Origin of the sequence: Rhizocola hellebori (assembly GCF_016862955.1) — a bacterium.
Lineage (GTDB): Bacteria > Actinomycetota > Actinomycetes > Mycobacteriales > Micromonosporaceae > Rhizocola > Rhizocola hellebori.
Genome location: NZ_BONY01000010.1, coordinates 1 through 25,731 on the forward strand (window position 1 = coordinate 1; position 25,731 = coordinate 25,731).

A 25,731-nucleotide genomic window follows, 5' to 3' on the forward strand; every position below is an offset into this window, starting at 1 on the left:
GCCGAGGTGGGAAAGTCGTTTCGTCCCAGGCGGCGACGAAGCGTGGCCGGCCATCGTGGTCGAGAACGGCAGCGATCGGATACATCTCGGCATTCTTGGCCAGCAGCGAAGCGGCCGCATCCAAAAATCACGTGGTGGAGCTGGTCCAGCTCATCCCATACGTCTTGCGAGACGCGATCCAGCCCCGGCATGCACGTCATCGTGCCAGCAGCTACGCGCGCGATTCCCCGGTCCGAAATGATCGCGAGCGTGGCGAGCGCGATCGGCTTACGTCTCATCATCGGTAGACTCTGCGGGTATTCGGCGAGATGAGGTGCTGGTGGGTAGCGTGCTGGTGTTTCCGCGTGGTTGGTATGCGACAGACCTTGGTAGCTACCGTCCGTGTCAAGGGACCTACGAGGCCTATGCGTACGAGTCGTTGCCGCCCTTGGATCCGGCTCAGTTGCGGGGGCGATTCGATTGGCTGGGCCCGCCGGGGCCGCCCGACGAGGACGGGATCGCTTTGCTCGCACCGATTTCCGCCGCCTTGGCCACGATGAGTCTTGCTCTACCGGACGACTTCGTCAGGTTCGTCACCAGTTCGAACTACCGACTCGAGCTGGACGAGGCGTCCGTGACGGGAAGCTGGAGTGATATCGCCGGTCCCACGCGGAGCCCGGCCGAACCGGGTGCCGCTCTGGTCCGGATCTTCAGCGACCAGCAGTACTGCGCTAGTTGGTACATCTACCTTCGCGCGTCAGGCGAGACGTTCGTCGTCTTCGACGTTGATCCCTACCCCGCCGAACCGGCGTATCCCAACCTCGAGGATTCGATCCTCCTTAACGGTGACTTCTCCTGGTGCGCCGGATCATTCGAGGAGTTCGCCTACCGCTACTGGATCGAGAACCGGCTCTGTGAGGCGCTGCACGCCGATCTGGGCACTGACCTCACCTCAGACCTCGACCGATACCTCGACCACTATCGAAGTTGACACGGGCGTGGGGCACCCCAACGCGTCTCTACGGCCACAGACTGAGGCCAGCGCTGTCCCCAGCCGGACCAGCTATTCGGGCCTCGGGTGGGACCCACCTGCGGACCGGCCTCTCATCATCGGGTTCGTCAACGACCAGGCCCATCGCGAACGGGAAGAATCGCAACTCGTATCGTCGGAGATCGTGCTGTTCCGAGGCGGCCAGATGGCCCAGTATCTCCAGCAGGCGCTGGCGCTGCCCGCCTGATAGTCCGTCAATGCCTACGCTTTCCAGAAGCTTCACCGCCACGTCGGGGTCGACCTCTTCGTCTGTGCAGGTGTCCAGCCACCAGACGATGTCGACGAGCAAACCGATGACGGTAGCCAAGACTGCCGGGTCCGGGTCGCCAGATTCGAGCCGGTCGCGCTGCCCGGCTGGAAGCTGTTCGAGCACCCAGTCCATACTCCGCCGGATCGAGGCGACAGCGGTTGAGTTGACCTGATCATCTGGGTAGTGGTCCATCCACGAAAGCAGTTCGTTAACGCAGCCGTGAAGTAGCCGGGCGAGTACGGCATCACCATCTGCACTCATGGCTGGTGACCCTACCTGCCTCACCGGTACGTCTGGCTGGGGCGGCCGAGCAAGCCGCCCGGTCTATCACCGATCCCGGGCTTTTCGCGCAAGCTGTTGAGAAAATTCGCACGGTGGGATACCGCAGGCTTCCCGGCCATCGGTTGGGTTGCTGACGCAGGCGCTCCTCCATTTCGTACGATGATCGATGGACTGGCGCAGCAAGCACGGGCAAGTCCGGTGGGCAGCCAAGGCGGAGGCAGATAATGATCCACAACGCGAGGAAGCACGTTGACTCCGTGGAAGCCGAGCGACTGCCTCCCGACCGGGCGTTCGTGCCCGCAGGGTTCTTCTTCGGCTGGGCCGTAGAGGCCGGTCTGCACAACGAGGAGGAACTCTTAGGTGATGACGTTTCTGGCTTGCTGCGCAGGTTCAGTGACCGAGAGCTGACCGCTGCGAGACTGTTCCACTCACTGGCCGGAATGCTGGACGAAGAGACGCTTAACGATTCCGGGTACGCGTTCGCCGAGGATTATGTTGGCTGGAACGCGGGACAGTATTTCGACGACTTCCGGCAGCTCCTCGCTCGACAACTGCCGACCGTCTGGCACGTCGAAGACACCTGGGCCAATTACGACCGGATGAAGGCGCAGATCGAGGCACGCTATCGGACATGGCTTCAACACAACCCGTAGTGCGGTAGTCCCAACCCCAGTCGATCGCGCCGACAACCAGGCGGTGCTGCAGAGTACCGGCGGCTGCACGCTCATGCCGCGATGAGGGAGTCGTTCGTTTGGTGAGTCACCGCAGTGCTGCGGCGAGTTCGGCGGCGTGGTCGAGCGCGAGTGCGGCCCTTTCGGATTCGTCTTCGGTGAGCGTGACGGATTGGGCGCGGGCCAGCATTTCGGCCGCAGTCTTTGGATCGTGCAGCACCATCGCGAGTTCGGCGCGGTAGACCAGGACCTCTACCTGCTCGACCGGGTCGTCATCGTCGGCTTGCGGGCGGGCCAATGCGCTGTCGAGGATCCGAACGGCCTGTTCGACGCTTCCTCTGGAATCGGCTTGCACGACAGCATTGGCTAGGGCCTTGGCCAGCCGCCCGGCGGGTGTGGCGGCCGGCATGGGTGCGGTGGCGGGGTCCCGAAAGACGCGGATCCAGTTGCCGCCTGGGTCGATGACGCTGAATCCGCCTAACCCGTCGGCGTTCTTGCGCGCCCTTGGCCGGGTCATCCGCGGCGTTCCGGACACCAGTACCTTGCCGTACGCGGCGCGCATGCCTGCTGCGAATGCCCGGTGTAGTCCCTCGATATCCGCGGTGATTACCAGACAGGAGCCGTAGGACTGCTGCGGGTCAAATCCGGCGATCTCGAAGAATTGCAGATGCAGGTCTTCGCGCTGCACCCCCACACAAGCGTTGGGCTTGCGTTGCTTGTACGTGGTGCGGAAACCGAGCACTCGGTAGAAGGTTTCGATGTCGTCAATGGATGCGCACGGCAGCAGGGGAACGGTCCGCTCGTTGGTCATGCGTCCTTCCTAAGCGTTGCTGGGTGTCCGTCGCACATGGAAATAGCCGATCATCGCCTTCGGTCATCTGATCGGCTGATGACCCAGAAACGCAACGCTACCCAAGCCGTGCACCCGGATCTGCCGCTGAGCGGATGTTCGTACCACGTCTTGGAAAGCATCCGCTCGTGCCGAGTCGGCAGGTATCGTTCGCCGGATGATCCCCGACGATGCCGAGTTGACGCCGCCGAGATGGACTCGGCTGGCTCCACTGGCGGGGTGCGGACTACTCGGCCTGGGCCTGGTCCTGACCGCGGTATCGACCCTGTACGACGACCTGCACTGGGACACCGTGTACCAGGTCAGCCCGGCTGCGGCGGCCAAGCGCAACGGTATGACCGACCTCACCGGTGTACTGCTCGGCCGAGCGTTCCTAATCGTGTCCGCGGTTACGGTGATCGGCCTGCTCGTCTGTGTGATGGGACTGGCGCGCCGCCGGCGCTGGGCGCATATCGCCTGCGCCGTGGTGGCGGCACCCTACGTCGTGTGCTGTGGCGTGGGCTACGCCAGCGGCCGATCCCTGCACAGCGACCTGGCCAATCCTCAGTACCTCAATCCCCGCAGCAGCTACGCGCCGACGTGGCTGCTGGTCTGCGACACGGCTGGGCCTGCGCTGACCATCGGTGGGGCAGCGGCGACGCTGATGGCGCTGCTCCTGCTCACCGTCCGAGGTCGCCTCCACCGGCCACGCTAAGCCGCCCGCGCCAGACCGTCACGCCGCGAGCCGCCGCGGGGAACCCGAAGCCGGAGCAGAGGAACGGCCGAGCCGCATCCGTTCGCGGATCGACAGCCGGAAACCCGTCCCGAGTGGGCTGTGGCAATGCTTCCACCACCATCAAGCCACCTGGACCTGTGGCGGCGCCACCTTCCATCACTGCACACGCGCAAGGACCCGAGGATTGCCAAGGCCAGCGTCATCCGTATCCGCTCAGTGGGCGATCGATTTGCTGAAGGCCGGGTGGAGGTGGCTCGGGTCGAGCCACCTCGCTGCTTATCAGTAGGTGAATCGGCCGGTAGCTTGTCCAAGTGACACCATGCAGAATGCATGCCAGTTTGCGGTGGACGTGGTGAGGCCGCCGGTGCGGCCGAACCGGGCAAGTGCGTTGCGGGAGTTTGTGTCCGACTGCGAACCCCAGACCCCGTCGATCGTTGTGCTGTAGCCCCAGATGTAGTTGCAGACCGCCTGGACCATCAGGACCTGTGAGGTCGACCTGTTGAACGTGTTGGCCTCGCTGTTGTCGGCGTGCACGTGGTTGTAGTGCTCGGAGTTGTAGGCGTAGGTCAGCACGACGCCGAAGTACTTGTTGAGGCTGGCCACCGTGCCCCAGTAGCGCTTGCGTGCCGTGGTCAGCGTGCTGCCGGTGTAGCTTCGCCAGACGTCGTACCGGCCGATGAACCCATTGAACACGTTGCCGTCGTTGTAGTTTTTGGGCCGCATCCGCGAGATGTCGATCGCCCGGCCGTATTGGTGCATGCCCGGCTTGTCAACGTGGACGCCATTGCTCCAGATCTCAATGGGTTCTATCCAGTTTGTCGGGGTGTACCCGTACCAGTCCATGAGCCAGTTTTCGAGCTGGGTGTAGAAGGCGGCATTGTAGGCGAAACTGGTTCGCGTGTGGCTACCCGTGTTGAGATCCTCGACGTACGTCGGCTGATTCCAGATCTCGCTGTGGGTCACGGTGTCGTGTGCCAGGGCCGGTGTCGCTTGCGCGCCAAGAGCCAAGCCGGCACCTGCGGCGGCGCCCAGGGCGAGTAGCCCGCGCCGGGAAAGGTTGGGTGTTGAATGCATGGGACACACCATCGGCCCGGCCGCTATGCGTGCGTTACACAGATTCTCTACAAACTGTTCATGGCGAAAGCTCAACCAAGTTAGCCGGATCCATTTAGGACTGCTCGCCGAGCCCTAACTTTCGTGGGCCGTGGTAAAGTCGGCAGCCGATGCGATTCTTGTTGCTCGGCACGGTGGAGGTCGTTGCGCAGCAACGAGTCTTTACGGTGTCACGACCTCGCGCTCGTGCGGTGCTGGCTTATCTGTTACTGAGCGGCAACCGGGTGGTACAGGTCGACACGCTCATCGGTGCGGTATGGGCCGATGAGCCGCCGTCCACCGCGCGCAACCAGATCCAGTCCGACATCTCGGAAATCAGACGTGTATTGCGTTCGAACGGATTTGCCGACCGGCTCGACACGACCTCGCACGGGTACAGGCTGGCGGTGGAGCCGCACGAGTCTGACGTCTCGCAGTTCAAGGCGATGGCGGCCAAGGCCAAGGCGTCGTCCGATCTGGACGACAGCGCCAGGGTGCTCCGCGAGGCACTGGCATTGTGGCGCGGGCCGGCCCTGGCCGACGCGGCAGGCAGTTTCGTCGACGCCACCCGCGCCTCTTTGGAAGACGAGCGTTTGAACGCGGTCGAGTTGCTGGCAACGATCGAGCTGGAGCGGGGCCACCATCACGAGATCGTGGCGGAGCTGGCCGACCACGCGCGGTTGCATCCGCTTCGGGAAACGCTAATCAGGCATTTCGCGATGGCGCTCTACCGATCGGGGCAGCCGCCGCGCGCTCTGGAAGTGTTGCGGAGCTTACGTCGTGGCCTGGCGAATGAATACGGCATCGACCCCAGTCGCGAGACTGAGGAGCTGCAAAAGGCGATCCTGCGCAGCGATACCGGGTTGGAGTTCGTGCAGGCGCAGCTGCCGACGCGAAACCTGTTACCACCTGCACCGTCGCATTTCGCCGGTCGGGCAGACCAGCTCGCGACACTCGATTCGCTGCTATCCAATCAACGATTGGCACTGATCACCGGCCCGGGCGGGGCGGGCAAGACTGCGCTGGCGCTGCAGTGGGCACATCGATCCGTGGGGAACTTCCCGGATGGGCTGTTCTACCTAGACCTTCGCGGCTTCTCTCGCGAGAGGCCGCTGCGGCCGATAGATGCGCTGTCGCGGCTGCTGCATCAGCTCGGTGTGCCGCCCGAACGGATTCCGGTGAAAGCGGATTTCGCGGCGGACATGTTCCGCGCCAACGTATCTGGCAAGAAGCTGCTCATAGTCCTCGACAATGTCCAGGACGCCGGCCAGGTCCGGCCGCTGCTGGCCGCTGGGCCTTCCTGCCGCACGGTGGTGACCAGCCGCACAGAGATGGCCGGGTTGGTCGCCCGGGACGGGGCGCTGGCGATCCGGCTCGGAGCGCTCGCGCCCGCCGAGGCACACACGCTGTTTGCGGTCCTCATCGGCTCGCATCAAGTGCAGTCTCTTGACGAGCTTTGCCTTCTTTGCGGGTACCTGCCGCTGGCCATTCGTATCGCGGCCGCGGCAATGGCGACCTATCCCACGGCAGACGCATACATCGCCAGGCTCCGCTCGTCGGACCGATTGCAGGCGTTGCGCTTGCCAGGCGACGAAGCGGCCGAGATGTCAGCGACCTTCTATTTGTCGTACAAGGATCTCCCGCGCCCGGCACGAAGCTTGTTCGGGCTGGTGGGGTCGCTGCCGGGGCCGGATTTCAGTGCAGCGACCGCCAGTGCTGTAGCGCAAACGGATGTGGCGCAGTCGTTGGACACGCTTACGGGCGCCCATCTGGTCGAGCGGCGGCCGGGCGACCGGTACGCGTTGCACGATCTGCTCAAGCTCTATGCAATCGAGCAGGCGGCGGACAACACCGACGTCGACGACACACCTGCGGTTGTGTTGCGGCTGTGCACGTATTACCTCAACCGAGCCGAAGCCGCGGCGCAGACGGTTTACCCGCAGGTGCTGCGGCTGCCCGTAGTGGGTGCCCAAGCGTTTCGGGAAATGAAGTTCGATGACGCCACCACCGCCATCGGCTGGCTCGACGCCGAGCGTGCCAATCTGTGCGCCACCGTGCTCGCCGGCTGTGTCCACGAGGCAAAAGACGTAAGGGCCGCGGCAATCAGAATCGCCGACTGCCTACGCGGCTACTTCTTCCTGCGAATGTTCACTGTGGACTGGCAAAACGTGGCAGACGCTGCGCTGGCGGCGGCCCAAGCCGATGGCGACGTGCAGGCCATGACCGCGATGTGGCTCAGCCTGGCCGATCTGCACTTGCGGTTGGGTGAGCACGAGCCGGCGGAGGCACACTACGCCGATGCCGTTGAGCAAGCGCAGCGCGCCGACTGGCAAATCGGCATGGCAACCGCCTTGGGCAATCTGGGCGCCCTACGCCGGTTGCGTGGCGACCACCCGACCGCGGTGGAGTTGCTCCACCGCAGCCTAAGCATCAACACCGACAACGGCCGGCTGGAAGGCCAGTGCGTGAACCTAGGCAACCTCGCCTTGGTCTACCAGGAGATGGGAGACTACGCACAGGCCGAAAGGCACCTGCTGGACGCCCACGAGATCTTTGGCAAGGTGGGATCCCTCTCGGCCCAAGGTGCATGCCTGAGCAATCTCGGTGAAGTGGCATGGCTCGCCGGTGATGCCGGCCGGGCCGAACATTACGCCCACGAAGCCTTGGCCGTGCACCGCCAGCTTGGCGACAAGGCCTCTGAAGCTTCAACTCTGCGGATATTGGCTCACGCCAAGCGGATGATGGGGCAGCTTGCCGAAGCGACCACCTTGGTCAACGCCGCTCTCGCGCTGGCGAAGGACAGCACCGATGAACGCATACTCGCCTACTGCCTGCTGGCTTCGGCCGAGGTGCGATGCGCGGCCGGTGAGGGAGGGTTCGCCTGTCTGGACGACGCCCACCGCGGTCTTGAACTCGCCCGCCAAGCCAAACACAAGTACATCGAGACAAAGGCGCTCATCACGATCGCCGAAGTCAGTGCGGCGCTTGGCCATCGCGACATGGCAACAAGTTACGCCCAGCAAGCGGCCGCCCTCGCCAGCACGTCGGGCTACCGGCACTTCGCCGACATCGCCTCGCAAATCGCTTGAGACAACGTGGCACTCGCCCTGTGGGGCTCGTAAATCCGGCTCTGGCGCTTCTATACTGCGCGGATGGTGACCGTTGCCCAGGATTTGGCTGCGCGTGCGGCGCCGCTGGAGTATTGGTTCTACAAGGTGCACTCGGGCGATCTGGCGTTTCTGGTGGACTTCATTGTCCGGCGGGCGATCGAGCAAGCCGAGGTGAGGGTCAGCCTCTGGGTTCGCGGCCAGGGCCGGGTCGCCCGCACGTTGACGCCTCGTTGGAGCGTCGATGCTGAGGTCGCCATGGCTGACTGCACACTCGACGCTGCGACCTCCGCCGGTGTGGTCGAGGACATCGAGTGGAATCTGACGTACGAGCCGCGGTCGGGTCGCGCGGCCCCGGCCGTGCCGCTGCTGAGCCGGCTTCATCCGTTCGACCTCGAGCTTGTCAGCCGCCCGCGGGTCGACTTTCGCGGTCACGTCACGGTGGCCGGCGAACGCTTTGACATCGCCAACGGGTACGGTTGCCTTACCCACTACTGGGGGCGGCGCCTTCCCGATCGATGGCATTGGATATCGGCCAGCGGGTTCGGCAAGAGTGACCTCGCGGTCGAGGCGTCGGTGTTCCGAAGCCGGCTGTGGGGCAAGCGGCCCGGGATTTCGGCCGGGTACCTGTGGACCATGCGTGACGGTCGGGAGAACACCGTCATCTCACCGTGGAACGGCCTCATCACGATCAAGGGTGGCCTCACCGACTATCAGCTCGTGGCCCGGCGCCCGGGTGGGACGACGCGCCTTCAATGCCTGGCCCAGCCCGGCGACTACAACGACCTCGGCGAAGGTATCCGCCAGACGCTGCTCGGCTCGTGCACAGTCATCGACGTTGGGGCGGTCGACCTGCGCGCTGGACTCGAATACCGGATCACCTGACGCTGTGCTCAGCGCCGCGACCGCAGCCAGCCTGTGTTCCTTGGACCAAGGGCCGCCGTCACGTGCATTGTGGATAGGTCGTGCGATCAAATGCCGCACGACGCGTTAACCTTCTCCTCCCGCCAGCGCGTGTATCCGGTGGGAGGAGATGAATGCAGACATTGACACCACCGGACGGGTTCGCCGAGTTCGTCGCCGAACGATCGGCAGGCTTGCTGCGTGCGGCCTGGCTGTTGACCGGCGACGTCGGCCGGGCTGAGGACCTGCTGCAGACCGCACTTGCCGCGACCTGGAGGCATTGGCGCCGGGTGGCCGACGCTGGTGATCCGGAAGGATACGTCCGCAAGGCGATGCTTCGGACTTATGTGAGCTGGTGGCGAAGGCGCTGGCGCGACGAGGTACCCACAGAGCAATTACCTGAGCAAACACAGCAAAGCGATCTCGCCGGGGAGCAGGCCGGCCGAGACGCCGTTCGGCGGGCGCTGGCTGGGCTCAGCCGGCAGCAGCGGGCCGTGGTGGTTTTGCGGTACGCCGAAGACCGCAGCGTCGCCGAAACAGCTGCCTTGCTGAACTGCTCACCGGAGACGGTCAAAGTCCAGGCGTCGCGTGCACTGGCACGGCTGCGCGTCGATCCCCATCTACTGGGCACGAGCCGGTTAGGGGCAAAGTGATGGATGCCGAACGAGAACTGTATGTCGTTTTGAACGCAGCTGTGCCGCCGCTGCCCGCGCCGCCGGACCGTATCGCCGAAGTTGGGGCACGCGTGCGGCGTACCCGGGGAAAGAGGTTTGGTGCCACCATCGTTGCGGCAGCCGCGGTGATCGGCCTTGTCTTCGCGGTGAACGCGGTTTCGCCGCATCGGGCGCTGCCGCCGGATGTCGTAGCGACCTGGGGCGTCGTCCCCAGCCCACCGCAGCTGGACGAGAACGGCTGCCCCACCACGTGGCCGGCGGACAGCTGGGGAGTTATCGACAAGCCCGGACAGCTGGTCCCCGCCGACGGTGCCGCGTCGGTGACGCTATGCGAGCTGGCCGTCAGGCAGGAACCGATCGCGAAACCCGCCGGTCCGCGCAAACTCACCAGCAATGTGGCAGGCCTGATCGGGGCGCTGAACTCCTTGCCAGACAAGGAAACCATGGAGAACAGGATTTTTGACCGCGAGACGGCAGCGGGGCGCCAGCCCTCACGCGGCGACATTCGCCTGGGGGAGGCCTGCACATTAGTCGGGTACCCGGTGATGCGATCGCTGGTGGTCAGCTACCCCAACCAGCGGCCGAGCGTGGTCTTGTTTGATCAGAACTGCGGCACGGCTCACTCGAACGGACGTACCCGGTTCACCGATCCAGACCCGGTCGGCAGCTTCAAGCGGTACTACCGCGAACAACTTGCTGCCGCCACACCAACGCAAAGCATTCGCAACCCGGAATGTTCATCCTCATTGGACGGCCAGGCGATCGTGCGAGGTGAGCTGGCCGCCGAGCCGGCTGACGGCATCGCCGCCAACCGGTCCGAGGAACGCGACCCGTTCTTGCCCAGCCCTCTCGTCGCTGTGACGGTATGCGCATACACCGCTGGTGCCGATGGCAAACTTGTTCTCGGCACGGCACGGTCTACACGCGGCAACCTGGAACCGTTGCGGGCCTTGGTAAATGATGCGCTGACCGTGCAGACCACCACCGACGAACGCGGAACGACCTCGGTAACCAACCTGGCCCAATGCCAGCAGGCACCGACCGCGATGTACTCAATCCACCTGGCAGATGCCACAGCAGCCGTATCCGAGGTACGGATCGTGGTGACGCCATGCCAGGTCGTGCTGCGAAACGGCATGGGAGGTTTCGTCCTCCAGCAGGAGTTGCGTTCAGCCGTGGAGGCGTTGCTCGCCGGCGGCTAAGGACCGGCTCACCATCCCCGCGTCAGCTGCGTCGCGTGAGAAGTATCGCTGCGGCGATCATGCCTGCCACGCCGACGCAGCAGACAGTCGCGAGGATCGTCACGTGCCAGGGCTTAAGGCCGCCCACATCGGCCTCCCGGGTAGTAGGTAGATGTCCGAGAGCGCCTCAGGATAACAGGCCGCCTTCCTCGGCGCTGCCCTGCGAGCGTCGCCAATATTCGGATGGCTGGATGTCAGCGCCGGGCCTATCCGTGGAACGGCCCGGCGCTGAGCGCTGATGTCGATGTTGGCCCATGACGTCTGGGCTATGTCGGGATGCCGTGGGTGCTCAGCCACCAGACGGCGCTGGTCAGCGCGGCGCCCACGACGGCGGTGAACAGCACGCCGGCCACGACCGGCAGCGCCCAGCCGGGCAGCCGTCTGCCGCGCAGCACAAGGACCTTGGCGACAAGCGCGCCGTAGAACAGGCAGCCCAGCAGGCCGTGCAGCACGACACGGGTGTCGGTGGAGTGCAAACCCAGCACCCACAGGCAGGCCGCTGCCACCGGCAGGCTCGTCAAGAACGCCAGGCCGCCACTGGCCCTGTGCACCTTGCCCAGCCACGGCGGCGAGGCGATGCCAAGCTTGCCGTACATCCACAGCGCGGTGACCAGCTGGATGGCCGCGAACACCAGCACCGCCACGGTGAGCCACACCTTCATCGACACCATCGACGGGAAGGGACCGTGCCAGGAGACGTGCTGGGCCGCATGGGTGCGGGCAAACACGCCCAGCCCCACCGCAACGACAGCACCGATGAGCAGCGGTATCGCCAGAAGCGACGCCCGGGTCGAGATCTGGTCTTCGGGTCGATCCGTCATGGCGACAGTATCGGCCCACCCGGTCCACCTCGGAAATACCACGGCCGGGTAGCCGCTGCCGCCGGGGGTGGGCCACCGTTGAGCACCCGGCGGGTTCCACGGTGGCGCACCCGCGGCAGCTAGCTACATCGCGCTGCTGGATCCGCAGACATAGTAGGGAATGAAGAATCTTTCACCGATGGCGTTGTCCGCCCAGAACCCGCAATAACCGGCCCCCTCGCAGCCGCAATATCCGGCGGCCATGAACTCGACCCGCGCTTCCAGTGTCTCGATGCGAAGGTCGTCCAGACTCAGGTCGCCAACGAAGGCAGTTGTGTTCTCCATGCACTGAACGGTATTGACGCCCCGGACCGGGCGATAGATTAGCGGAGCTTACCCGTAGAGTCCCTACATATAGGGCCCGCTTGGTTGCGGGATAAGGGTTTCTCAGGCCCGTGGACCCGCTACGGGACGACCTCGACGTCGAAGGTGGCCACCTCCTGGCCGGAGGGTCCGTCGATGCGGACCGCAATCTCCCAGCCGCCGAGCATCGAGAAGAACTCCCCGCGCGCCTCGTAGCGGCCTTCATCCACCTTGGTGGCCAAGGCTTCCGGACCGGTCATGCCCATCTGCCGCATGGCCGGAGACAGGACGACCTGGCTGGGCTCCGGCCCGGACAGCTCGATGGTGGCCGTTCGCTGGCCCAGTGTTGCTCCGTCCAGCTGCAGGCTAACCGAGTAGCTGGCGGTCTTCTCGTCCAGCGACACCGGCGGCGGTGCCTGGCACGCGGTCAGCATCATCAGCCCCGCTAGCAGGAGCGGGACCGGCAGGCGCCTTGTCATGTTTCCTCCGCACGATACGAAACAGGGGTGCCACGAGTCGCCGCCCGATGGTGAACAGGCCGAAGCTCACACCGACCAGCAGGAACCCGGGAAAGATGATGGTGCGCAGCCGGCCGGTGGCCGGCCGGTACGGCGGGGCGGACAGGTCACGGCCCAGCCCGGCGATCCGGGCCGGGTAAGAGACCGCGACGTCCACCGCTGCGGGGACGATATGGAACAGGAGGTAGCCGAGAAACAGCATGCTGAACACGCCGTACACCACGACCACGCACGTCACCCAGCCCGGCCACGGCAGCCGGTCGACCCGGCGGCGCAGCACGCGGTCGCGCACCTGGCGCAAGGCGCGGCCCACCTGCGCGGACAGGTTCGGCACCCCCAACGTGTCGGAGAGCAGCCAGTACCCGTCAAATTTGAAGATCGGTATCAGCGCGAACGTCACCAAACCCAGCGCGCCCAATGCGGCCAGCCGGGCCGCCTCCCAGCCGGTAAACCGGAACAGCAGCAGGTAACAGGCCACCATCAGCAGCTGGAAGTAGACGCCGCCCACATCCACCACCACCCGCTTGCGCCGCGGCAGCGTCCACGCGGCGGACACGTCGCTGTAGAACACCGGATACACGAGGTAGAGGCCGAAGCCGATCTGCCCGCCCGGCGCCCCGTACCGGATGCTGGCCGTGGTGTGACCCAACTCGTGCATGAAACCGGACACCAGGACCAGCACCAGCGCCGGCCACACCACGCCACCACGCTCCAGCGTGGATCCGGAACCGGCGAACACCGAGCCGGTGGCCACCAGGTACCCCAGGTACCCCAGGACAACCCCGAGCCCGGCCACCACCGCCGGATGGAACAACGGCGAAAGAACCCGCCCCGCCCGGACCACAGCCGACGATGGCAGCAGCGGCACCTTCACCCACAGCCCAAACGGATTGCGCCCGCCGGGGCGGACCTTGGCCGGCGCCACCTGCTCGTCGAGCTTGGCCAGCGCCGCCTGCACCTGGGCCTCGGTCACCTGCTGCCCGGCCCGCGCGCTGAACCGCTGCGCGAGATCATCCGCCGCTACGCCCGCCGCGCGCTGCGACAGCAGGAAGTGCGCAGTCGGCGACACCATCAGGTACCGGCCGTCATCGGTACGCCAGGTCAGCGTCCTCGGGACGGGCCCAGCCGAGGTTGCGTCTGCATTACTCATCGATTAGTGCGAGGGCGAATCCAGTCGCCCACAAGACGAAGGCGGTTGCCTGTTTCATTGCTCTCCTCATGGCCGAGCATTGATACTCGCCGCAAGGTACTGGCGCCCGTCATCGGTGCGGTAGATCAGCCGAGCTTATTTGTAGCGTGCCTACATATGGCGGCTGAACAAGCGACGCGTCCAGGCTAACTCCGGCACTCGTCAGAAGCTTTCCCGCCGTGTTGTAAGCCGCGATGCGGTCTTCGAACGAGAGCCCGGCGGCCACGAGCTGCTCCTCGATCGAGAGAACTGCCAACACGAGGTGCGCCTGATCCAAACTGACAACACCCGCGCCATCATCAAGTGCCCTTTTGAAAGTGCCCGCCAACGCGTCTGCGGCTTCGACACCGATGTCCACTCCTGCCATACAAAGCCACCCTCGATACAGCTCAAGCCTCAATACATACCACCAGGTTTTGGGGGCGGTGCAGTTGAGCTTCAGCCAGCAGCTCAACCACTCCGGCGCTTTCTCGCGTCCGGGTTCGTCCGGGATCCCTCTGCTCGATCCATCGATCCTGGACAGTCGAGTCATCGTCGACAAGTGGGGAGGAACAGATTATGCGTAGAGCGGGCTTGGTGCTCACGGTGGCGCTCGTGGCGGCGATGAGCGCCGTCCAGCCGGCGGGTGCGTCCGCGCCGCCAGTGGGCGAGGGGACAGCTGCTACGGCGCTAGCCAGTGGCGGTCAAATCAAAGGGCCGTCGCCGATCCGGGTCAGCCGCAGTCCATACGTCGCTGCGTCCGGCGAGACGCATTTCTTCTACGGTTCGGTGTACCAGTACGGCACCTCGGACGGGGCTTGGGGCTACTACACCGTTTCCAGACCGCCGCTGGACCCGGCGGACGCGCACACCTTGGCGGAGCTAAACGTGTCCTCGGCCGACCTCAAACAGGCCGTCGAGATCGGCTACACCGTCAACCGCAACCTCTACGGCGACGACCTGCCGCGCCTTTTCACCTTCTTCTGGGTGGACGGATGGCCACAGTGCTACAACTGCGGTCTCGTACAGGTCAGCTCGTCGGTCTGGCCCGGCATGGCGCTTGCGGTCGGGTCCGTCCACCAGTTCTCGATCCGCCACTTCCAGGGCAACTGGTGGATCGCCGACAACAACACGTGGATCGGCTACTACCCGGACAACTGGTGGGGCGGCAGGTACACCCAGGCCGGCCTCGTCGAGTGGTACGGCGAGGTCGCCTCGTCCGTGTCCACGCCCTGTTCTGACATGGGCAACGGGCTGCTCGCGTCGTCGCTCGACGCCGCCCGGATCACGGGCATCGGGTACTGGAACGGTCCCTCGGTAAACCTGACGGTCATCCCGCATGCCTACACGAATGCTTACAGCGCAACGGTTTACGCGCAGAACAACGTGCGGTACGGCGGACCAGGCTTCTGCTGACCGCCGACACGTATCCAGGCGGGCCACCCCCAGACTCGACCGAGGGTGGCCCGTCGAATCCAAACGGCCCGGATCTGGGCGGGTGTCGGTCCGAAGACCATTGGGCGATGCCCGTCGGCAGGATTCTGTCAAGCGCGGGGTCTCAGCGGACGAGTTCCGAAGCGGGCCGGCCCACCAGCCACGCCTCCTGGCGCACTGTTACCCATCCGACGCCGAGATCATTGAGCGCGGCGGCGATTCGCCGAGTCGCATCCTCCAGATCATCCCGATCAAGATGCTCCGGCAGCGGCTCCCGTCCCACGATCTCGAAGAACACACGAGCAATCCACCGGTACGCCTACGATGGCTTACCCTCCAGCTGTGGCGCATCAGTGGTCAAGTCATTGGTTCAACGGCCGGCAGTTGCAGCCGGGGTCCGTGTTGTTCAGCTTTGAGCGGCCTTTCGTGCTTGAGGCGTTCAGCGCCAGCCATTCTCAGCTGTTGCTTGTTTCCCTGGCGGGCGGTGACGGGTTAGCGGGGCCGAGTACACGGGTCGATGTGCTGTTCAAACCGGTCCGCGCGCTGCACCTGCGGCGTCAATATCCGTCGCTGACCGTGCGCTGCGCCACCGCCGATGAGGCATCGGCCGTAGTGGCACAGCATCCGGGTCTGACCCTGGGCACAGGCGAGCACGTCTTTGTGCTCAACGACGGCGGCGGCCATGTCATCGCGTTGGCTACCGGCTTCTATGAGGATGAACGCTCGAATTACGCACCGAGCGCTTTCGCCGAAGGATGGGTCGAGCCCGGTGGGCCGCCCTGGAGGCGTCAGGCGCTGGTGGGAATTGATCGAGGGCTTGACTACGAGGCCGCCGCCACCGGCGATCTGAGTGTGGCTTTAGACGGTCCGGCTGTGCCCTTGGCAGCCCGGATGAAGGTCGGCACCTTGTACATCGTCATGCTTGGCAGTACGGCACCGCGCAAGGACATTCCGGTCGACGCTTTCGTCACCCGCGCTGAGGCCGAGGAATTCCTTGCCAGCGAAAGTGTTCGCGCACCGGCCAAACGCTGGATCGAAACAGTCAGGATCGCTGTATAGCGCAGAAGACAACCAACACGCCCTTGGCGCGGTGCTTGCCGTCCTTGGATGCGAGGATTCACGTTGTGAAGGCGGAGTTCGTTTCGCGTGCGGTGGCTGCTGTGGCGGCGTTGGCGGTACAACTGGATCTGCGGGTCGATGACGCGGTGGTGATTCAGAATTCGAACAAGCTCGCTTTGCGTCTGTTGCCGTGTGACGTGTTGGCCCGGGTGGCACCGACAGGGCAGGAGGTGGCCGCGCTTGAGGTCGAGCTTGCGTTGCGGCTGGCCGTAACCGGCAGCCCGGTGGCGGCGTTGGCGCCTCAGGTCGAGCCGCGGGTCTACGAACGCGACGGCTTTGCTGTGACCTTGTGGACGTACTACGAGGTCGTGGCTGCCGATCTGGGCTGGCCAGGCGCCTACGCAGATGCGCTGCAGCGTCTGCACGCCAGCATGCGAGGCGTCGAGATCGCCACTCCGCATTTCCTGGACCGAGTCGCCCAGGCGCTACGGCTGCTCACCCATCGAGACGAAACTCCCCGGCTCGGTGAGGCTGATCGGCAGCTTCTGCTGAGCACGCTGCACGACGCTGGGGAACGGATCCACGGCCGCGGCGGCGCCGAGCAGCTGCTGCATGGAGAACCGCATCCCGGCAACCTGCTCAACACCCGTGACGGGCTGCTGTTCATCGACTTCGAGACGTGCTGCCGTGGACCTGTCGAGTTTGATGTCGCCCACGCGCCGCAGGAAGTCAGCGCACGCTATCGAAACCTCGATCACGTTGTGCTCGCGCAGTGTCGGCGGCTCGTGCTGGCGATGGTGGCGGCCTGGCGGTGGGACATCCTCGATGAATTCCCGAACGGGCACCACCACGGCCGAAACATCCTTACCCTGCTTCGCCAAGGCCCGCCGTGGCCCACACTCGGCACCCTCACCGCCGATTAGCGAAATGCACACACGCGGATCGCCTCTAGACAGCCATGCGAGCAAGCCTCGCTGCCGGGCGAACCTGCTCGGAGCGTCCTGAATGGACAGACCTAGGGGCGGCTGGTCGGTGCAGATGCTTGTGATGCCAGAGCCGCGTCGACGCGGAAGGCGGGCCCCGGCTGTGCCGGCCGCCAGCCACTGTGCAGCGCCGCCATGATGCAGGCAGCGACCTGCGCAGGACGGATCACCACTGATCGAGCTCCAATCCAGTTGTCCGGTCGGGCGGCATCGGTCTTGATGACAAGCACCGCGCCGTGCAGGCCGGGGAGCTCGACGGCCAAGGTGAGCGGCGCACCTGTGCCCTGGCCGTAGGAGGGCCGACTTCGCACGAGCCACCTGTACTCGATGCCGCGGACCACGATGGGACGGCTGCCTCGTCGGGTCAGAGCCATGGCCACTCCACTCTTAACTCCCGTCTTAACTCCCGCGCCAGTATCGCTGCTGGAAGACCTGGACAAAAGCGAATTTACGATCGCGCTCAGCGGCATGTCGATGTGGCAGACCGCCCCTCACAAACCAACCCACACCGAGCCCGCGATCCGCTGGATCTCAACAACCCAAATAGTTACCGGCCGGTCGTCGGCGCAGCTTTGGCTTCACGGGGTGGGGTGGTCAGCGAGCCGGTGGGCGAGGTCTGCCAGTATCGTCAGCCGTCGCTGTTGGTGGACGGCGGTGGGGCTGTCTCCTTGTGCGGTGGCGCGGTTTCGGGCGAGTTCGGCTTGGTTGGCCAGCATGGACAGCCGGTAAGCCAGGCCGTCGTCGGCCCAGCTTTCGGGCGGCATGGATTGGGCCAGCAGGTCCAGTACTTCGATGTCGTCGTTGTCGACTGCCCTCGCGATGGCATGTATGTTGACCGCTGCGCCGCGGCCCAGCAGTTCGCGGGCCAGGTCGAGGCTCATGGCGTGCGCCCCGACCTGTAGCGAGTTCTTGACGGAAACGTGGTGTTGGAGCAGCCAGCCGACGGCACCAGATGACCGGTGAAGAAGCGCTAAGTCGATGGGCGTGAGCCCGTTGCGGATTTCTTCGCCGAGGCTGCATCCCAGGGTCGAAAGCAGCTGGAGCAAGGCGACGTCGTCGTTGCTCGCCGCGTGCTCGAGCGCTAGCCGCCTGAGCCGGCGTTGCTCGGCGATCGAGCCTTGATCCACCGCGGTCCGCCAATCGAGAACGGCCGCCTTCACCAGGTGCCGGAGCTTTCCGGCCGCCGACTTGGCATATCGGTCGCCGTCGGCTGCCAGATCATCGACCGCGTCTCGCATCTCCTGGCCCGCATCTGGTTCCTGTACCTGCCAGGGGTCCTGCTCGAGCCTGAGCAGGCCGAACAACTCCGCGAGGTTGCCGGCGAGCTGTCCCATCCGGTCATCGGAGCTTAGTTCCCAACCCGGTGGCAGGCCTTGTCGCCAGCCCACGACAGATCCATGTTCCGGTCCTGGCTCGGTCGTCACGTAAATCCGGTCCAGGTACTCGAAACCGCCGATCGGCAAATGGGTCAGCCGACCGGACCAGTCCGGCTGATGCTCCTCGGCCAAGCCGCACTCGTGATCGATCCAGCCCCACAGGTCGTGGTATCCACCGCTATCGGGGTAAAACAACTCCGTGAACGACAGCGGCACGTCCAGGCCGTCAAGGTCGACACGAAGATCGTAATCAAGCCGACCGCCAAACGTCGTGCGCCACAGTGCGACCAAAGGCTCGGGCAGCGGGCCGGCGCACCTGTCGGCAACCGCGGCAAGTGTGGCGTCATCGACCGGCGGTTGCGCGCCAAGTACCAGCCGCCCAGCAAACAACGCGATTCCGGCATCAGCCATCACCGCCAGCTCTCGGTCGAGAAACTGCTCACCACCTGCGGCACCGAGGTTATCGATCATCGGCGCAGTCTAACTCCCACGACAGCGCCGGCGCCGACACGATTCACACGCCGTGCCTCGTTGGATCGACGAAGCCCGGAAAGATGATGGTGCAACGGCAAATGGCCGTCGTAGCATCACCCCCGGTGCGAGCCGGGCGGATCGCCATCGTCGGGGAAAACCCGGTCGCGCCCATGGGTTTTCCCCCTAGTCCCGGCCGCCGTGCCGATGCGACCGTGACAGGTATGGGTACTGGCATCCACGTCGAGCCCGAGCGGTTACGGCACCACGCCCAGGTGCTCGCCGGCCTGCGCGCTGCGGTGACGCCGATCACGGCCGGGCTGGCCGAGGCCCGGCAGGGCGAGCTGGGCACGCTGGAGGCCGCGCTGCTGGAGGGCTACGACGAGTGCGGCCGGGCGCTGGACGCCGAGCTGCACGCCATCGGCGAGCGGCTCGACGCCTACGTGGACAACTTCCGGGTCTGCGCCGACAACTACGAGCAGTCCGACGCGCTGGAGTTTCGGCCGTGAGCGGGATCATGCCCACCACCGGCGAAGTCTCCGTCAAGGTCGCCGAATACGACCGGCTGCTGCGAGATCTGTCCACTGTGGACGATGACCTGATGGACCTCGCCACCCTGCGCGGTGTCGTCGAGCGGGCGCTGCGCATCGACGAGCCCACCTTGGGCAAGGCGTCGGGGGAACTCGCCGACCGGTACCGGGCGCTGGCCAAGAAGCTCACCGACGGTGTACAGATCGGCGTGCACAAGACGGCCGAGGACTTGCCCAACGACTGGCAGGACGCGGCCGGGATCGCGGCGGCCAAGGCGCTGAACCGGTTCGACGTGCGGGTGACATTCCTAAGTGGACAGTTCGCCCGCGTCGCCGACATCCTCGACGCCTACAGCCGCGGGCTCGACGGCCTCGTGGTGACGGACGCGGGTGGGATCGCGGCGCTGCGGGACGCGCAGGGGCAGGCGGCCCGGATCGGCTACTCCGACGCCCTGCTCGATCTGGTGAACAGCGACGATTTCGACAAGCCGTTGCAGGCTGCGGCGCGCCGGGCACGGGCCGGGATCGACGCTCGCAAGGACGCGCTGGACGCCGAGCGCACCGCCACCGAGACCGCCGTCGCGGCCTTGGCCGAGGTGACGAAGGCGGTGTCCCTGCGCGACGTCAGCGACGTGCAGCCCACCGGCGGCCGCACGGTGATCGGGCCGGACGGTGAGAAGGTGTTCGTGCTGCCGGAGACGACGGTATTCGGCGGCGGGGGCGCGAGCCTGGCCGGGCGCCAGGACTACGACTCGCCCGACGACGCGGCCCGCGCTGCTCTAAGAGAGATCTACGGGCCGTCGATGGACCACAACGCCGAGTACGCGGGCAACATCTACAAGCTCGGAGATCGGTACTACTTCTCGCCGCCCGCGACGCGGGGCAGTCACGACGAGTCCTACGCGGCCGACTCCCCGGTACCGGCAGGAGCGCAAATCGTCGGCACCTATCATTCACACGCGGCCGGGACCGAGCCCAGCGACGAGATGTTCTCCCACCCAGACGAGGGCAAAGCGGTGCTGGGCGGCAAGGACTCCTATCTGCTCACGCCGCGCGGGGACATGTACCGGTACACACCGGTGCAGAACCTGCCCCCCGAGGAACAGGCCCGGTTCAGCAAGGGCAAGACGACGCCACTGTGAACCGCTGCCCGGGAGAACCGGGGCAAGGCTCATCGACTGGTGCAACCACTGGCGGCCGCGCAGCGCCGCCGCCGATCGGGTGCGGTTCATGAGGCCATTGCGTCATTTGCCGCGTCGTCGCATTGCTTGGTACAGCAGCCATAGCGCGATCGCGATCGGTGTCAGGATCATCGCGAACAGGATGCCTGCGAACATCCCGTAGCCGTGCGGGTCGGAGGACAATCCGATGGCGCTGAGCACCGCCTCGCCGACGAGCAGCACGATCACGATGGCGATGCAGGCAAACGCGCCGAACACGATGCGCCGCAGCACCGTCCTTAGGCCACCTGTGCGGGTCGTGCCGTCGGGCGCGTCCATGTCTGACTCCACCAGTGGATTGTGCAGGAAGTCATCGATTCGGGTCGGGAGTGCAGACTGTCAGGAACGACTTCTCGTTCTCGCGCTGAACGTCGGATGCGTCCATCCAGCCACGCTGGCCGAACAGGTAGCTTGCGGACGGGTGCGCGGCCGATTCGCGCAGCACCTGGGCGAGGTCGACCCGGGCACCGAACGCTTTCGGGCCGTCGACGGAGAAGTTGAGGAAGCTTGCCTTCGTCCAGTCGTAGTCCGCGGGCAGCGGTTTCTGGACTTGGAGATCTCCGCCGGTGTCCGGGGAGGATTTCCCGGGGGTAGCGAGCAGGTCCATGCGCTCCACCGTCACTCCTGGCTGCGGCGCGGTCCACACCTGCTCTTTACTTGCCTGGGTACCGACGTCGAAGGTCAACGTTAGGCGGATGACGCCGGAGCACGGGGTGCCGGTCCATAGTTTCAGGACGCCGTCGTCGACGCGGAACCCGGCCGCCGGCGGCAGCGACGGCTCGTATTGCGACTTGGTGTCACACGCCGCGATCATCGTTGCCGCCAGTAGGGCAGCGCACGCGACGCGCAGTCGTCTAATATCCGCCATCGGAAAGCCCCGCATCTTCCTCGGTCTCGTTGCCGCCGGTGACCTGCTCCCACACGTATGAGGCGAGGAAGCCGGTGTAGCCCTCCCGCGCCCATTGCTGGGAGTGGCGCTCCTCGTGGTGCAGCAGCCGGTCGGTGTCCAGCGCACCCTGGTATGGGCCGGTATCGCCTTCGTACCACGCGTGGCCCGAGCTCACCACCGTTCGCAGCTGTTGCGCCGGATCTTGCGGGTCGTCGATGTTCAGCATGAACGTGTCGCCCCATGTCGTTCCGCCGCGCTGGCTGAACTGGTCCTGGATGAGGTTGCCGCCCAGGCCCATCATCATGCCGTTCGGGGTGGTCACCAACCGCCCGCCGTTGCCGTGCACGAATCCCACATCGTCGTCGTAGCTCCAGGAATTCTGCTGCTGCCGTTCGGTAATTCGGCGCAGCTCCTCGGATCCGTACGGGGTCGGTGCGAAGTCGGTCGCTTCGCCTTCGGTGCCGTAGTCGGTGCCCGCGTTGAGGATGTAGGTCATCCGCACCGCCTTGGCCGCATCGTCGCCGCTGATGTCGGTCGGCAACATGAAGTAGGACTTGAAGATCCCGTTGCCGTCCTCGTCCTCACGGATCTCTTCCATTCCGTCTAGGATCTTGAAGTCCTCCGGGGTGATGTGGTGTTCGGAGACCATCTTCTGGATGGTGTCGATGGGCACGCCTCGCCGTACTGCGTTCTCAAGCCACTGCCGGTAGAAGCCGTCGACGGGCGGGCCGGTCAGCAGCCCGGCGTCGCGCAGCGCCTGCTCCATGTCGACCACTTGGGCGTCGATGTCCCCGCCCTTGCTCGCGCCGGCCAGGGTGGTCGCGTCATGGTCGCTGATCTTGCGGTCCTGCGCGAGTTGCATCACCCGGGCCAGGGTGGTGTCGATGTTGGTCGCCGCCGTGAGGATCGCCTTGGTTTCCTGCTCCAGCTGCCGCTTGATGGTCTCGCGGTGCCGTTGGGCCTCGGCGCGTTCTTCGGCCTCGAACCGCGACTTCGGCGGCGGGTCGGCGGGCTTGTTGTCCACGATCGCGCCGTCAGCGGCGATGCCGTACTGGTAGGTGTTGGCCAGGGAGTCGTTGTTGGCGACCCGGCTTTTCAGGGTGGCTACGTCGTCGGCCGCGTTCTGCAGGGCTCGTTCGACCGCGGCCAGCTCCGCGATCAAGATCTCGGCGTTGTTGCGGGTAGTTCCCAGCGAACTGCGTGCCTGCTCGCCCGCGGTGCCGTGCCAGTCGGGCAATCTCCTGGCGTCGTCGAGCTCGTCCTGCAGCCCGATGAGTGTGTACTGCCGCCCATGAAGGTCGGTGGCAGCCGTCTCGACCGCGTTGGCGTCCCATTTACGGACATCGGCGTAGCTGATAGTCATTTCCCGAAGGCCTGTCTCGCAGAGTCATCACTTTCGGAATATGCCTTCGCGGCCGACATCATCGACGTGCTCCAGCGGTCGATCTCGTCTGCCCATCCCTTCCCGCGCTCATTGAACGTCGAGGCTAAAGTGGGCGCGCTCGATGCTGCGGCCCCACCCGGCAGTGCTGTCGCGATCGCCGCCAAGCCGGCACCCGGATCCACCACCCTGGCCTGATCGGCAGCTGATCCAGCAGCCGTCGCCGCATTCCGCAGCTGACCAATTTGGACCTCGAACTCGCTCACAGTCCCTGGCCACCCCCTCTGAGCCGGTCATCAATCGACACCGTACTACAAGATCGCATGCATAGGTCGCCCTCGACTTCATCCAGCGGCTCAACTGTTTTTGGGACAACTTGCCCGCCCTGGAACACCGCGCAACAGCAGGTACACCAACGAAGCCGACCTGCCCTATCCACTCACCGCAGCCGTCCACCGTGGGCACCGCCGAACCGAACCCCTGCCGCAGCCGGGGCAGGCGTGGCCTGTGGCTAGGCGATGAGCTCCACCACCTGTCGTCGATACATGTAATTCCGCCTGTTCTGGTTGATCCCATCGGCGGATCGGTTGGCAGTGTCAGCTTCACCTACGTCGAAGATGCCTTACCGCAGACTCTCACCAGCGGCGTGCCGGACCGGTTCACTTCACCTTTACTCCGAACGTATCCGGAGCCTGGCGGATTCTGGTCGACCCCATCCAGGGTTCCACCCGGATACGCCACATTCGGCTGTGTCACATGACAATCGGTGGGCCGACTCGGTGATCGCGCCGACATCAGCGCCGACCAACGCCTGTCGGGCTCGTAAATTCGAAGCGTGGCTCGCGCTGCTGCGGCGGTGATTGTGGTCTTGGTTCAGCGAGCGATGGTGAGCACGAGCTGCGCGGAGGCGGCGCAGCGCAGCAGGCCGCCGCCGGTGCAGGCGGCCACGGCCTGCTCCAGCGGTACCCGTAGCTGCACCAGATCGGCCTCGGACTCTTGCAGCCTCGGGCGGCCCTCGCCGGAAAGCCCGGTCGCGGAGAACAGGTGCACCTGGCTGGAGGTCAGGCCGGGCAGCGGCCACACGCTGCCGTGCGAGGTCAATGTGGACACGGTGAATCCGGTCTCCTCGAGCAGCTCCCGTCGTGCTGCTTGCTCGGGCGTCTCGCCGGGTTCGACCCCGCCGCCGGGTAGCTCCCACAGGGTTAGCCCTGGCAGATAAAGGGTCTGCTGAACGATCAACAGCTCACCGGCGTCGGTGAGCACTGCCACCCGTACCTTGTCAGGGGCGTGGATCCAGTCGTAGATGGTGCGGCCGCCGCCAGGCTGGGTGACCTCATCGGAGCGCACCTCGAAACGCTGGCGCCGCATGAGGGTGCTGGTGCTGTGCTGTGTCCACGGTCCCCGTTGCTGCGTCACGGGCTGATCATGCCACCCGCACGCAACGGGTGCATGGCCGGTCGCGTGCGATGAACCAAGCTCGGTGTAAATGAGCATGGCTAGTCGTCGAATTCGAACCCCTCGGCGTCGGCTAACTCGATGAGCTCACGCATCCGGTCGGCGTCATTGGCCACTGCGGCCATCAGCGTGGCCAGCTGTTCAAGGGCGAGGCGGTCCTGGCCGTACGCGCAGAACATGCTGGCCTCCGGGTCATAGGAGAAACGCCCTTCCAGGCCGGGGGCTTGCGTGCTGACGAGTAGCTGGGCGACACCTTCCCAGAAGTATCCTCCGGGTTCGTGACCCAGCTCCTCGACCAGACCGTCCACGGATGTGGTTCCGGCATCCAGCAAGAGCGAGTATTTGCCCGGGTTGGTCTCGATCAGCTTCAGCGGCTCCATCAGCGCAGCCTGGCACCTGCCACGCCAAAGGAGCAACCCGACCCAACGTCGACGCCGGGCAGGCGTCAGGCGCCGCCGGTCACCCTGATCACCTGTCCGGTGATTCCGGTGTTAGCGGCCGAGCCGAGGTAGACGATGGTATTGGCGACTTCTGACGCGTCCAGGAGGCGGCCGATCGGAGTGAGCGCCCGATAGTGCTCGCCGACGGCGTCGGTGATCTGGCTGTTGCGATCGGTTCGGGTCAGGCCTGGCATCACCACATTGGACAGGATGTCGCCGGTCCCGCCGAGGCCTATCGCGGCCGATTTGCTGAAGCCGTGTAGGGCCGCCTTGGCCGCCCCGTAATACTCGCCGCCCGGCATGCCGTCCTCGGCGACACTGGACGAGACGTGCACCACGCGGCCCCAGCGGCGTTGGCGCAGGATTGGTGCCACGGCCCGGGTCAGCCGCAAGGTGCCCTCGATGTTGTCGCGCAGCACCGGCAGCCAGTAGTCCTCGGGCGCTGCCTCGAATGGCCCCTGCGGCAGGCCGCTGGCACCCCAGTTGACGGCGTTGTTGACCAGCACGTCGATCCGGCCGGTCCAGTCGAGCACCCGCTGGGCCAAGGCCCCGGCAGCGGCGGGGTCGCTCATGTCGTACTCGGTGACCAGGGTACGGCCGCCGATCTCCTTGGCCACCTGCTCGGCGTCGGAGGGGGAGGTGCGGTAGGTGATGACCACGTCGGCGCCTTCCGCCGCGAAGCCGTGGGCGATGTGCCGGCCGATGCCACCTGAGGCGCCGGTGACGATGACAGTGCGGTTGGTGAGTCCCAGATCCATGCCACCACCGTGCCGGGTGGCGCACTGGGCATCCAGGCCGTGCTGAGACTGTCCCTGCCAGGGCCACGATG

30 protein-coding genes are annotated in these 25,731 nt (G+C 65.4%); 12 read left to right on the plus strand and 18 right to left on the minus strand.

What is annotated here, in order from left to right; translation table 11 throughout:
• Window positions 1-319 precede the first annotated feature (319 nt).
• On the plus strand, window positions 320-970 hold the full coding sequence (locus Rhe02_RS09660) for a hypothetical protein (RefSeq protein WP_203907783.1): 651 nt from the start codon (window positions 320-322) through the stop codon (window positions 968-970).
• A gap of 28 nt (window positions 971-998) precedes the next feature.
• Here the strand turns inward: Rhe02_RS09660 and Rhe02_RS09665 are convergent, their stop codons facing one another.
• On the minus strand, window positions 999-1,541 hold the full coding sequence (locus tag Rhe02_RS09665; protein WP_203907784.1) for a hypothetical protein: 543 nt from the start codon (window positions 1,539-1,541) through the stop codon (window positions 999-1,001).
• Window positions 1,542-1,786: 245 nt separating this feature from the next.
• On the opposite strand from Rhe02_RS09665, the gene Rhe02_RS09670 reads away from it, so the two are divergent.
• Window positions 1,787-2,215: a DUF7832 domain-containing protein gene (locus Rhe02_RS09670; RefSeq protein ID WP_444544524.1), complete on the plus strand. Its 429-nt coding sequence runs from the start codon at window positions 1,787-1,789 to the stop codon at window positions 2,213-2,215.
• Window positions 2,216-2,321: 106 nt separating this feature from the next.
• Here Rhe02_RS09670 and Rhe02_RS09675 read toward each other — a convergent pair whose 3' ends face one another.
• Complete coding sequence (locus tag Rhe02_RS09675; protein WP_203907786.1) at window positions 2,322-3,044, minus strand: DUF8817 family protein; 723 nt, start codon at window positions 3,042-3,044, stop codon at window positions 2,322-2,324.
• A 196-nt stretch (window positions 3,045-3,240) separates the two neighbouring features.
• Between Rhe02_RS09675 and Rhe02_RS09680 the strand changes: the two genes are divergently transcribed.
• Window positions 3,241-3,777, plus strand: coding sequence for a hypothetical protein (locus tag Rhe02_RS09680; protein ID WP_203907787.1), 537 nt, complete (start codon window positions 3,241-3,243; stop codon window positions 3,775-3,777).
• Between the two features lie 300 nt (window positions 3,778-4,077).
• Here the strand turns inward: Rhe02_RS09680 and Rhe02_RS09685 are convergent, their stop codons facing one another.
• Entirely contained in the window at window positions 4,078-4,872 is a 795-nt protein-coding gene (locus Rhe02_RS09685; RefSeq protein WP_203907788.1) for a hypothetical protein, read from the minus strand.
• Between the two features lie 149 nt (window positions 4,873-5,021).
• Here Rhe02_RS09685 and Rhe02_RS09690 point away from each other — a divergent pair, with 149 nt between their 5' ends.
• The 4 genes from Rhe02_RS09690 (at window position 5,022) to Rhe02_RS09705 (ending at window position 10,776) form a co-directional block, all read left to right on the plus strand.
• The gene (locus Rhe02_RS09690; protein ID WP_203907789.1) at window positions 5,022-7,979 is read left to right on the plus strand and encodes an AfsR/SARP family transcriptional regulator; all 2,958 of its coding nucleotides are present in this window, start codon (window positions 5,022-5,024) and stop codon (window positions 7,977-7,979) included.
• Between the two features lie 63 nt (window positions 7,980-8,042).
• Window positions 8,043-8,882 carry a hypothetical protein gene (locus Rhe02_RS09695; protein WP_203907790.1) on the plus strand — a complete coding sequence of 280 codons (840 nt, stop codon included), beginning with the start codon at window positions 8,043-8,045 and terminating at the stop codon, window positions 8,880-8,882.
• 152 nt (window positions 8,883-9,034) lie between these two features.
• A complete protein-coding gene (locus Rhe02_RS09700; RefSeq protein ID WP_239123604.1) occupies window positions 9,035-9,553 on the plus strand; it encodes a SigE family RNA polymerase sigma factor in 519 nt (172 codons plus the stop codon).
• Window positions 9,553-10,776, plus strand: a complete 1,224-nt coding sequence (locus tag Rhe02_RS09705; RefSeq protein WP_203907791.1) for a hypothetical protein — start codon at window positions 9,553-9,555, stop codon at window positions 10,774-10,776. Before Rhe02_RS09700 ends, Rhe02_RS09705 begins: the two co-directional genes overlap by 1 nt.
• Window positions 10,777-11,081: 305 nt before the next feature.
• On the opposite strand, the gene Rhe02_RS09710 is transcribed toward Rhe02_RS09705, so the two are convergent.
• The 5 genes from Rhe02_RS09710 to Rhe02_RS09730 form a co-directional block, all read right to left on the minus strand.
• Window positions 11,082-11,636: a DUF6529 family protein gene (locus Rhe02_RS09710; protein ID WP_203907792.1), complete on the minus strand. Its 555-nt coding sequence runs from the start codon at window positions 11,634-11,636 to the stop codon at window positions 11,082-11,084.
• Window positions 11,637-11,759: 123 nt separating this feature from the next.
• On the minus strand, window positions 11,760-11,960 hold the full coding sequence (locus tag Rhe02_RS09715) for a hypothetical protein (RefSeq protein WP_203907793.1): 201 nt from the start codon (window positions 11,958-11,960) through the stop codon (window positions 11,760-11,762).
• A gap of 119 nt (window positions 11,961-12,079) precedes the next feature.
• The gene (locus tag Rhe02_RS09720) at window positions 12,080-12,382 is read right to left on the minus strand and encodes a hypothetical protein (RefSeq protein WP_203907794.1); all 303 of its coding nucleotides are present in this window, start codon (window positions 12,380-12,382) and stop codon (window positions 12,080-12,082) included.
• Window positions 12,345-13,646 carry a zinc metalloprotease gene (locus Rhe02_RS09725; protein ID WP_203907795.1) on the minus strand — a complete coding sequence of 434 codons (1,302 nt, stop codon included), beginning with the start codon at window positions 13,644-13,646 and terminating at the stop codon, window positions 12,345-12,347. Before Rhe02_RS09725 ends, Rhe02_RS09720 begins: the two co-directional genes overlap by 38 nt.
• A 109-nt stretch (window positions 13,647-13,755) precedes the next feature.
• The gene (locus Rhe02_RS09730) at window positions 13,756-14,052 is read right to left on the minus strand and encodes a hypothetical protein (protein ID WP_203907796.1); all 297 of its coding nucleotides are present in this window, start codon (window positions 14,050-14,052) and stop codon (window positions 13,756-13,758) included.
• Between the two features lie 191 nt (window positions 14,053-14,243).
• Here Rhe02_RS09730 and Rhe02_RS09735 point away from each other — a divergent pair, with 191 nt between their 5' ends.
• Entirely contained in the window at window positions 14,244-15,080 is an 837-nt protein-coding gene (locus Rhe02_RS09735; protein WP_203907797.1) for a neprosin family prolyl endopeptidase, read from the plus strand.
• Window positions 15,081-15,222: 142 nt separating this feature from the next.
• Here the strand turns inward: Rhe02_RS09735 and Rhe02_RS09740 are convergent, their stop codons facing one another.
• A complete protein-coding gene (locus Rhe02_RS09740) occupies window positions 15,223-15,396 on the minus strand; it encodes a hypothetical protein (protein ID WP_203907798.1) in 174 nt (57 codons plus the stop codon).
• A gap of 44 nt (window positions 15,397-15,440) precedes the next feature.
• Between Rhe02_RS09740 and Rhe02_RS09745 the strand changes: the two genes are divergently transcribed.
• The gene (locus tag Rhe02_RS09745) at window positions 15,441-16,157 is read left to right on the plus strand and encodes a hypothetical protein (RefSeq protein ID WP_203907799.1); all 717 of its coding nucleotides are present in this window, start codon (window positions 15,441-15,443) and stop codon (window positions 16,155-16,157) included.
• 65 nt (window positions 16,158-16,222) lie between these two features.
• A complete protein-coding gene (locus Rhe02_RS09750; protein WP_203907800.1) occupies window positions 16,223-17,080 on the plus strand; it encodes a phosphotransferase family protein in 858 nt (285 codons plus the stop codon).
• A 92-nt stretch (window positions 17,081-17,172) separates the two neighbouring features.
• Here Rhe02_RS09750 and Rhe02_RS09755 read toward each other — a convergent pair whose 3' ends face one another.
• Both Rhe02_RS09755 and Rhe02_RS09760 read right to left on the minus strand, forming a co-directional pair.
• Complete coding sequence (locus tag Rhe02_RS09755) at window positions 17,173-17,514, minus strand: hypothetical protein (protein WP_203907801.1); 342 nt, start codon at window positions 17,512-17,514, stop codon at window positions 17,173-17,175.
• Window positions 17,515-17,718: 204 nt separating this feature from the next.
• Window positions 17,719-18,987, minus strand: a complete 1,269-nt coding sequence (locus Rhe02_RS09760; RefSeq protein ID WP_203907802.1) for a hypothetical protein — start codon at window positions 18,985-18,987, stop codon at window positions 17,719-17,721.
• Between the two features lie 224 nt (window positions 18,988-19,211).
• On the opposite strand from Rhe02_RS09760, the gene Rhe02_RS09765 reads away from it, so the two are divergent.
• Window positions 19,212-19,496, plus strand: coding sequence for a type VII secretion target (locus tag Rhe02_RS09765; protein ID WP_203907803.1), 285 nt, complete (start codon window positions 19,212-19,214; stop codon window positions 19,494-19,496).
• Entirely contained in the window at window positions 19,493-20,659 is a 1,167-nt protein-coding gene (locus tag Rhe02_RS09770; protein ID WP_203907804.1) for a DUF4329 domain-containing protein, read from the plus strand. The genes Rhe02_RS09765 and Rhe02_RS09770 overlap by 4 nt, the downstream gene beginning before the upstream one ends.
• Before the next feature lie 102 nt (window positions 20,660-20,761).
• Here the strand turns inward: Rhe02_RS09770 and Rhe02_RS09775 are convergent, their stop codons facing one another.
• The 7 genes from Rhe02_RS09775 to Rhe02_RS09805 all read right to left on the minus strand — a co-directional run bounded on the left by Rhe02_RS09775 (window position 20,762) and on the right by Rhe02_RS09805 (window position 25,660).
• A complete protein-coding gene (locus tag Rhe02_RS09775; RefSeq protein ID WP_203907805.1) occupies window positions 20,762-21,016 on the minus strand; it encodes a hypothetical protein in 255 nt (84 codons plus the stop codon).
• 31 nt (window positions 21,017-21,047) lie between these two features.
• Entirely contained in the window at window positions 21,048-21,605 is a 558-nt protein-coding gene (locus Rhe02_RS09780; RefSeq protein WP_203907806.1) for a hypothetical protein, read from the minus strand.
• Entirely contained in the window at window positions 21,592-22,989 is a 1,398-nt protein-coding gene (locus Rhe02_RS09785; RefSeq protein ID WP_203907807.1) for a hypothetical protein, read from the minus strand. The genes Rhe02_RS09780 and Rhe02_RS09785 overlap by 14 nt, the downstream gene beginning before the upstream one ends.
• Window positions 22,986-23,273 (minus strand): hypothetical protein, encoded by a 288-nt coding sequence (locus Rhe02_RS09790; RefSeq protein ID WP_203907808.1) that lies wholly within the window; start codon window positions 23,271-23,273, stop codon window positions 22,986-22,988. The genes Rhe02_RS09785 and Rhe02_RS09790 overlap by 4 nt, the downstream gene beginning before the upstream one ends.
• Before the next feature lie 607 nt (window positions 23,274-23,880).
• Window positions 23,881-24,423, minus strand: coding sequence for an NUDIX hydrolase (locus tag Rhe02_RS09795; protein ID WP_275412605.1), 543 nt, complete (start codon window positions 24,421-24,423; stop codon window positions 23,881-23,883).
• An 80-nt stretch (window positions 24,424-24,503) separates the two neighbouring features.
• Window positions 24,504-24,842 carry an Imm51 family immunity protein gene (locus tag Rhe02_RS09800; protein WP_203907809.1) on the minus strand — a complete coding sequence of 113 codons (339 nt, stop codon included), beginning with the start codon at window positions 24,840-24,842 and terminating at the stop codon, window positions 24,504-24,506.
• A gap of 65 nt (window positions 24,843-24,907) precedes the next feature.
• A complete protein-coding gene (locus tag Rhe02_RS09805) occupies window positions 24,908-25,660 on the minus strand; it encodes an SDR family NAD(P)-dependent oxidoreductase (protein WP_203907810.1) in 753 nt (250 codons plus the stop codon).
• Window positions 25,661-25,731: the final 71 nt, after the last annotated feature.

Coding starts and splice junctions, on each gene's coding strand:
- Rhe02_RS09665 (WP_203907784.1), bottom strand. CDS start 1,541: ATGAGTGCAGATGGTGATGCCGTACTCGCCCGGCTACTTCACGGCTGC.
- Rhe02_RS09670 (WP_444544524.1), top strand. CDS start 1,787: ATGATCCACAACGCGAGGAAGCACGTTGACTCCGTGGAAGCCGAGCGA.
- Rhe02_RS09675 (WP_203907786.1), bottom strand. CDS start 3,044: ATGACCAACGAGCGGACCGTTCCCCTGCTGCCGTGCGCATCCATTGAC.
- Rhe02_RS09680 (WP_203907787.1), top strand. CDS start 3,241: ATGATCCCCGACGATGCCGAGTTGACGCCGCCGAGATGGACTCGGCTG.
- Rhe02_RS09685 (WP_203907788.1), bottom strand. CDS start 4,872: ATGCATTCAACACCCAACCTTTCCCGGCGCGGGCTACTCGCCCTGGGC.
- Rhe02_RS09690 (WP_203907789.1), top strand. CDS start 5,022: ATGCGATTCTTGTTGCTCGGCACGGTGGAGGTCGTTGCGCAGCAACGA.
- Rhe02_RS09695 (WP_203907790.1), top strand. CDS start 8,043: ATGGTGACCGTTGCCCAGGATTTGGCTGCGCGTGCGGCGCCGCTGGAG.
- Rhe02_RS09700 (WP_239123604.1), top strand. CDS start 9,035: ATGCAGACATTGACACCACCGGACGGGTTCGCCGAGTTCGTCGCCGAA.
- Rhe02_RS09705 (WP_203907791.1), top strand. CDS start 9,553: ATGGATGCCGAACGAGAACTGTATGTCGTTTTGAACGCAGCTGTGCCG.
- Rhe02_RS09710 (WP_203907792.1), bottom strand. CDS start 11,636: ATGACGGATCGACCCGAAGACCAGATCTCGACCCGGGCGTCGCTTCTG.
- Rhe02_RS09715 (WP_203907793.1), bottom strand. CDS start 11,960: ATGGAGAACACAACTGCCTTCGTTGGCGACCTGAGTCTGGACGACCTT.
- Rhe02_RS09725 (WP_203907795.1), bottom strand. CDS start 13,646: ATGAGTAATGCAGACGCAACCTCGGCTGGGCCCGTCCCGAGGACGCTG.
- Rhe02_RS09730 (WP_203907796.1), bottom strand. CDS start 14,052: ATGGCAGGAGTGGACATCGGTGTCGAAGCCGCAGACGCGTTGGCGGGC.
- Rhe02_RS09735 (WP_203907797.1), top strand. CDS start 14,244: ATGCGTAGAGCGGGCTTGGTGCTCACGGTGGCGCTCGTGGCGGCGATG.
- Rhe02_RS09755 (WP_203907801.1), bottom strand. CDS start 17,514: ATGGCTCTGACCCGACGAGGCAGCCGTCCCATCGTGGTCCGCGGCATC.
- Rhe02_RS09760 (WP_203907802.1), bottom strand. CDS start 18,987: ATGATCGATAACCTCGGTGCCGCAGGTGGTGAGCAGTTTCTCGACCGA.
- Rhe02_RS09765 (WP_203907803.1), top strand. CDS start 19,212: ATGGGTACTGGCATCCACGTCGAGCCCGAGCGGTTACGGCACCACGCC.
- Rhe02_RS09775 (WP_203907805.1), bottom strand. CDS start 21,016: ATGGACGCGCCCGACGGCACGACCCGCACAGGTGGCCTAAGGACGGTG.
- Rhe02_RS09780 (WP_203907806.1), bottom strand. CDS start 21,605: ATGGCGGATATTAGACGACTGCGCGTCGCGTGCGCTGCCCTACTGGCG.
- Rhe02_RS09785 (WP_203907807.1), bottom strand. CDS start 22,989: ATGACTATCAGCTACGCCGATGTCCGTAAATGGGACGCCAACGCGGTC.
- Rhe02_RS09800 (WP_203907809.1), bottom strand. CDS start 24,842: ATGGAGCCGCTGAAGCTGATCGAGACCAACCCGGGCAAATACTCGCTC.
- Rhe02_RS09805 (WP_203907810.1), bottom strand. CDS start 25,660: ATGGATCTGGGACTCACCAACCGCACTGTCATCGTCACCGGCGCCTCA.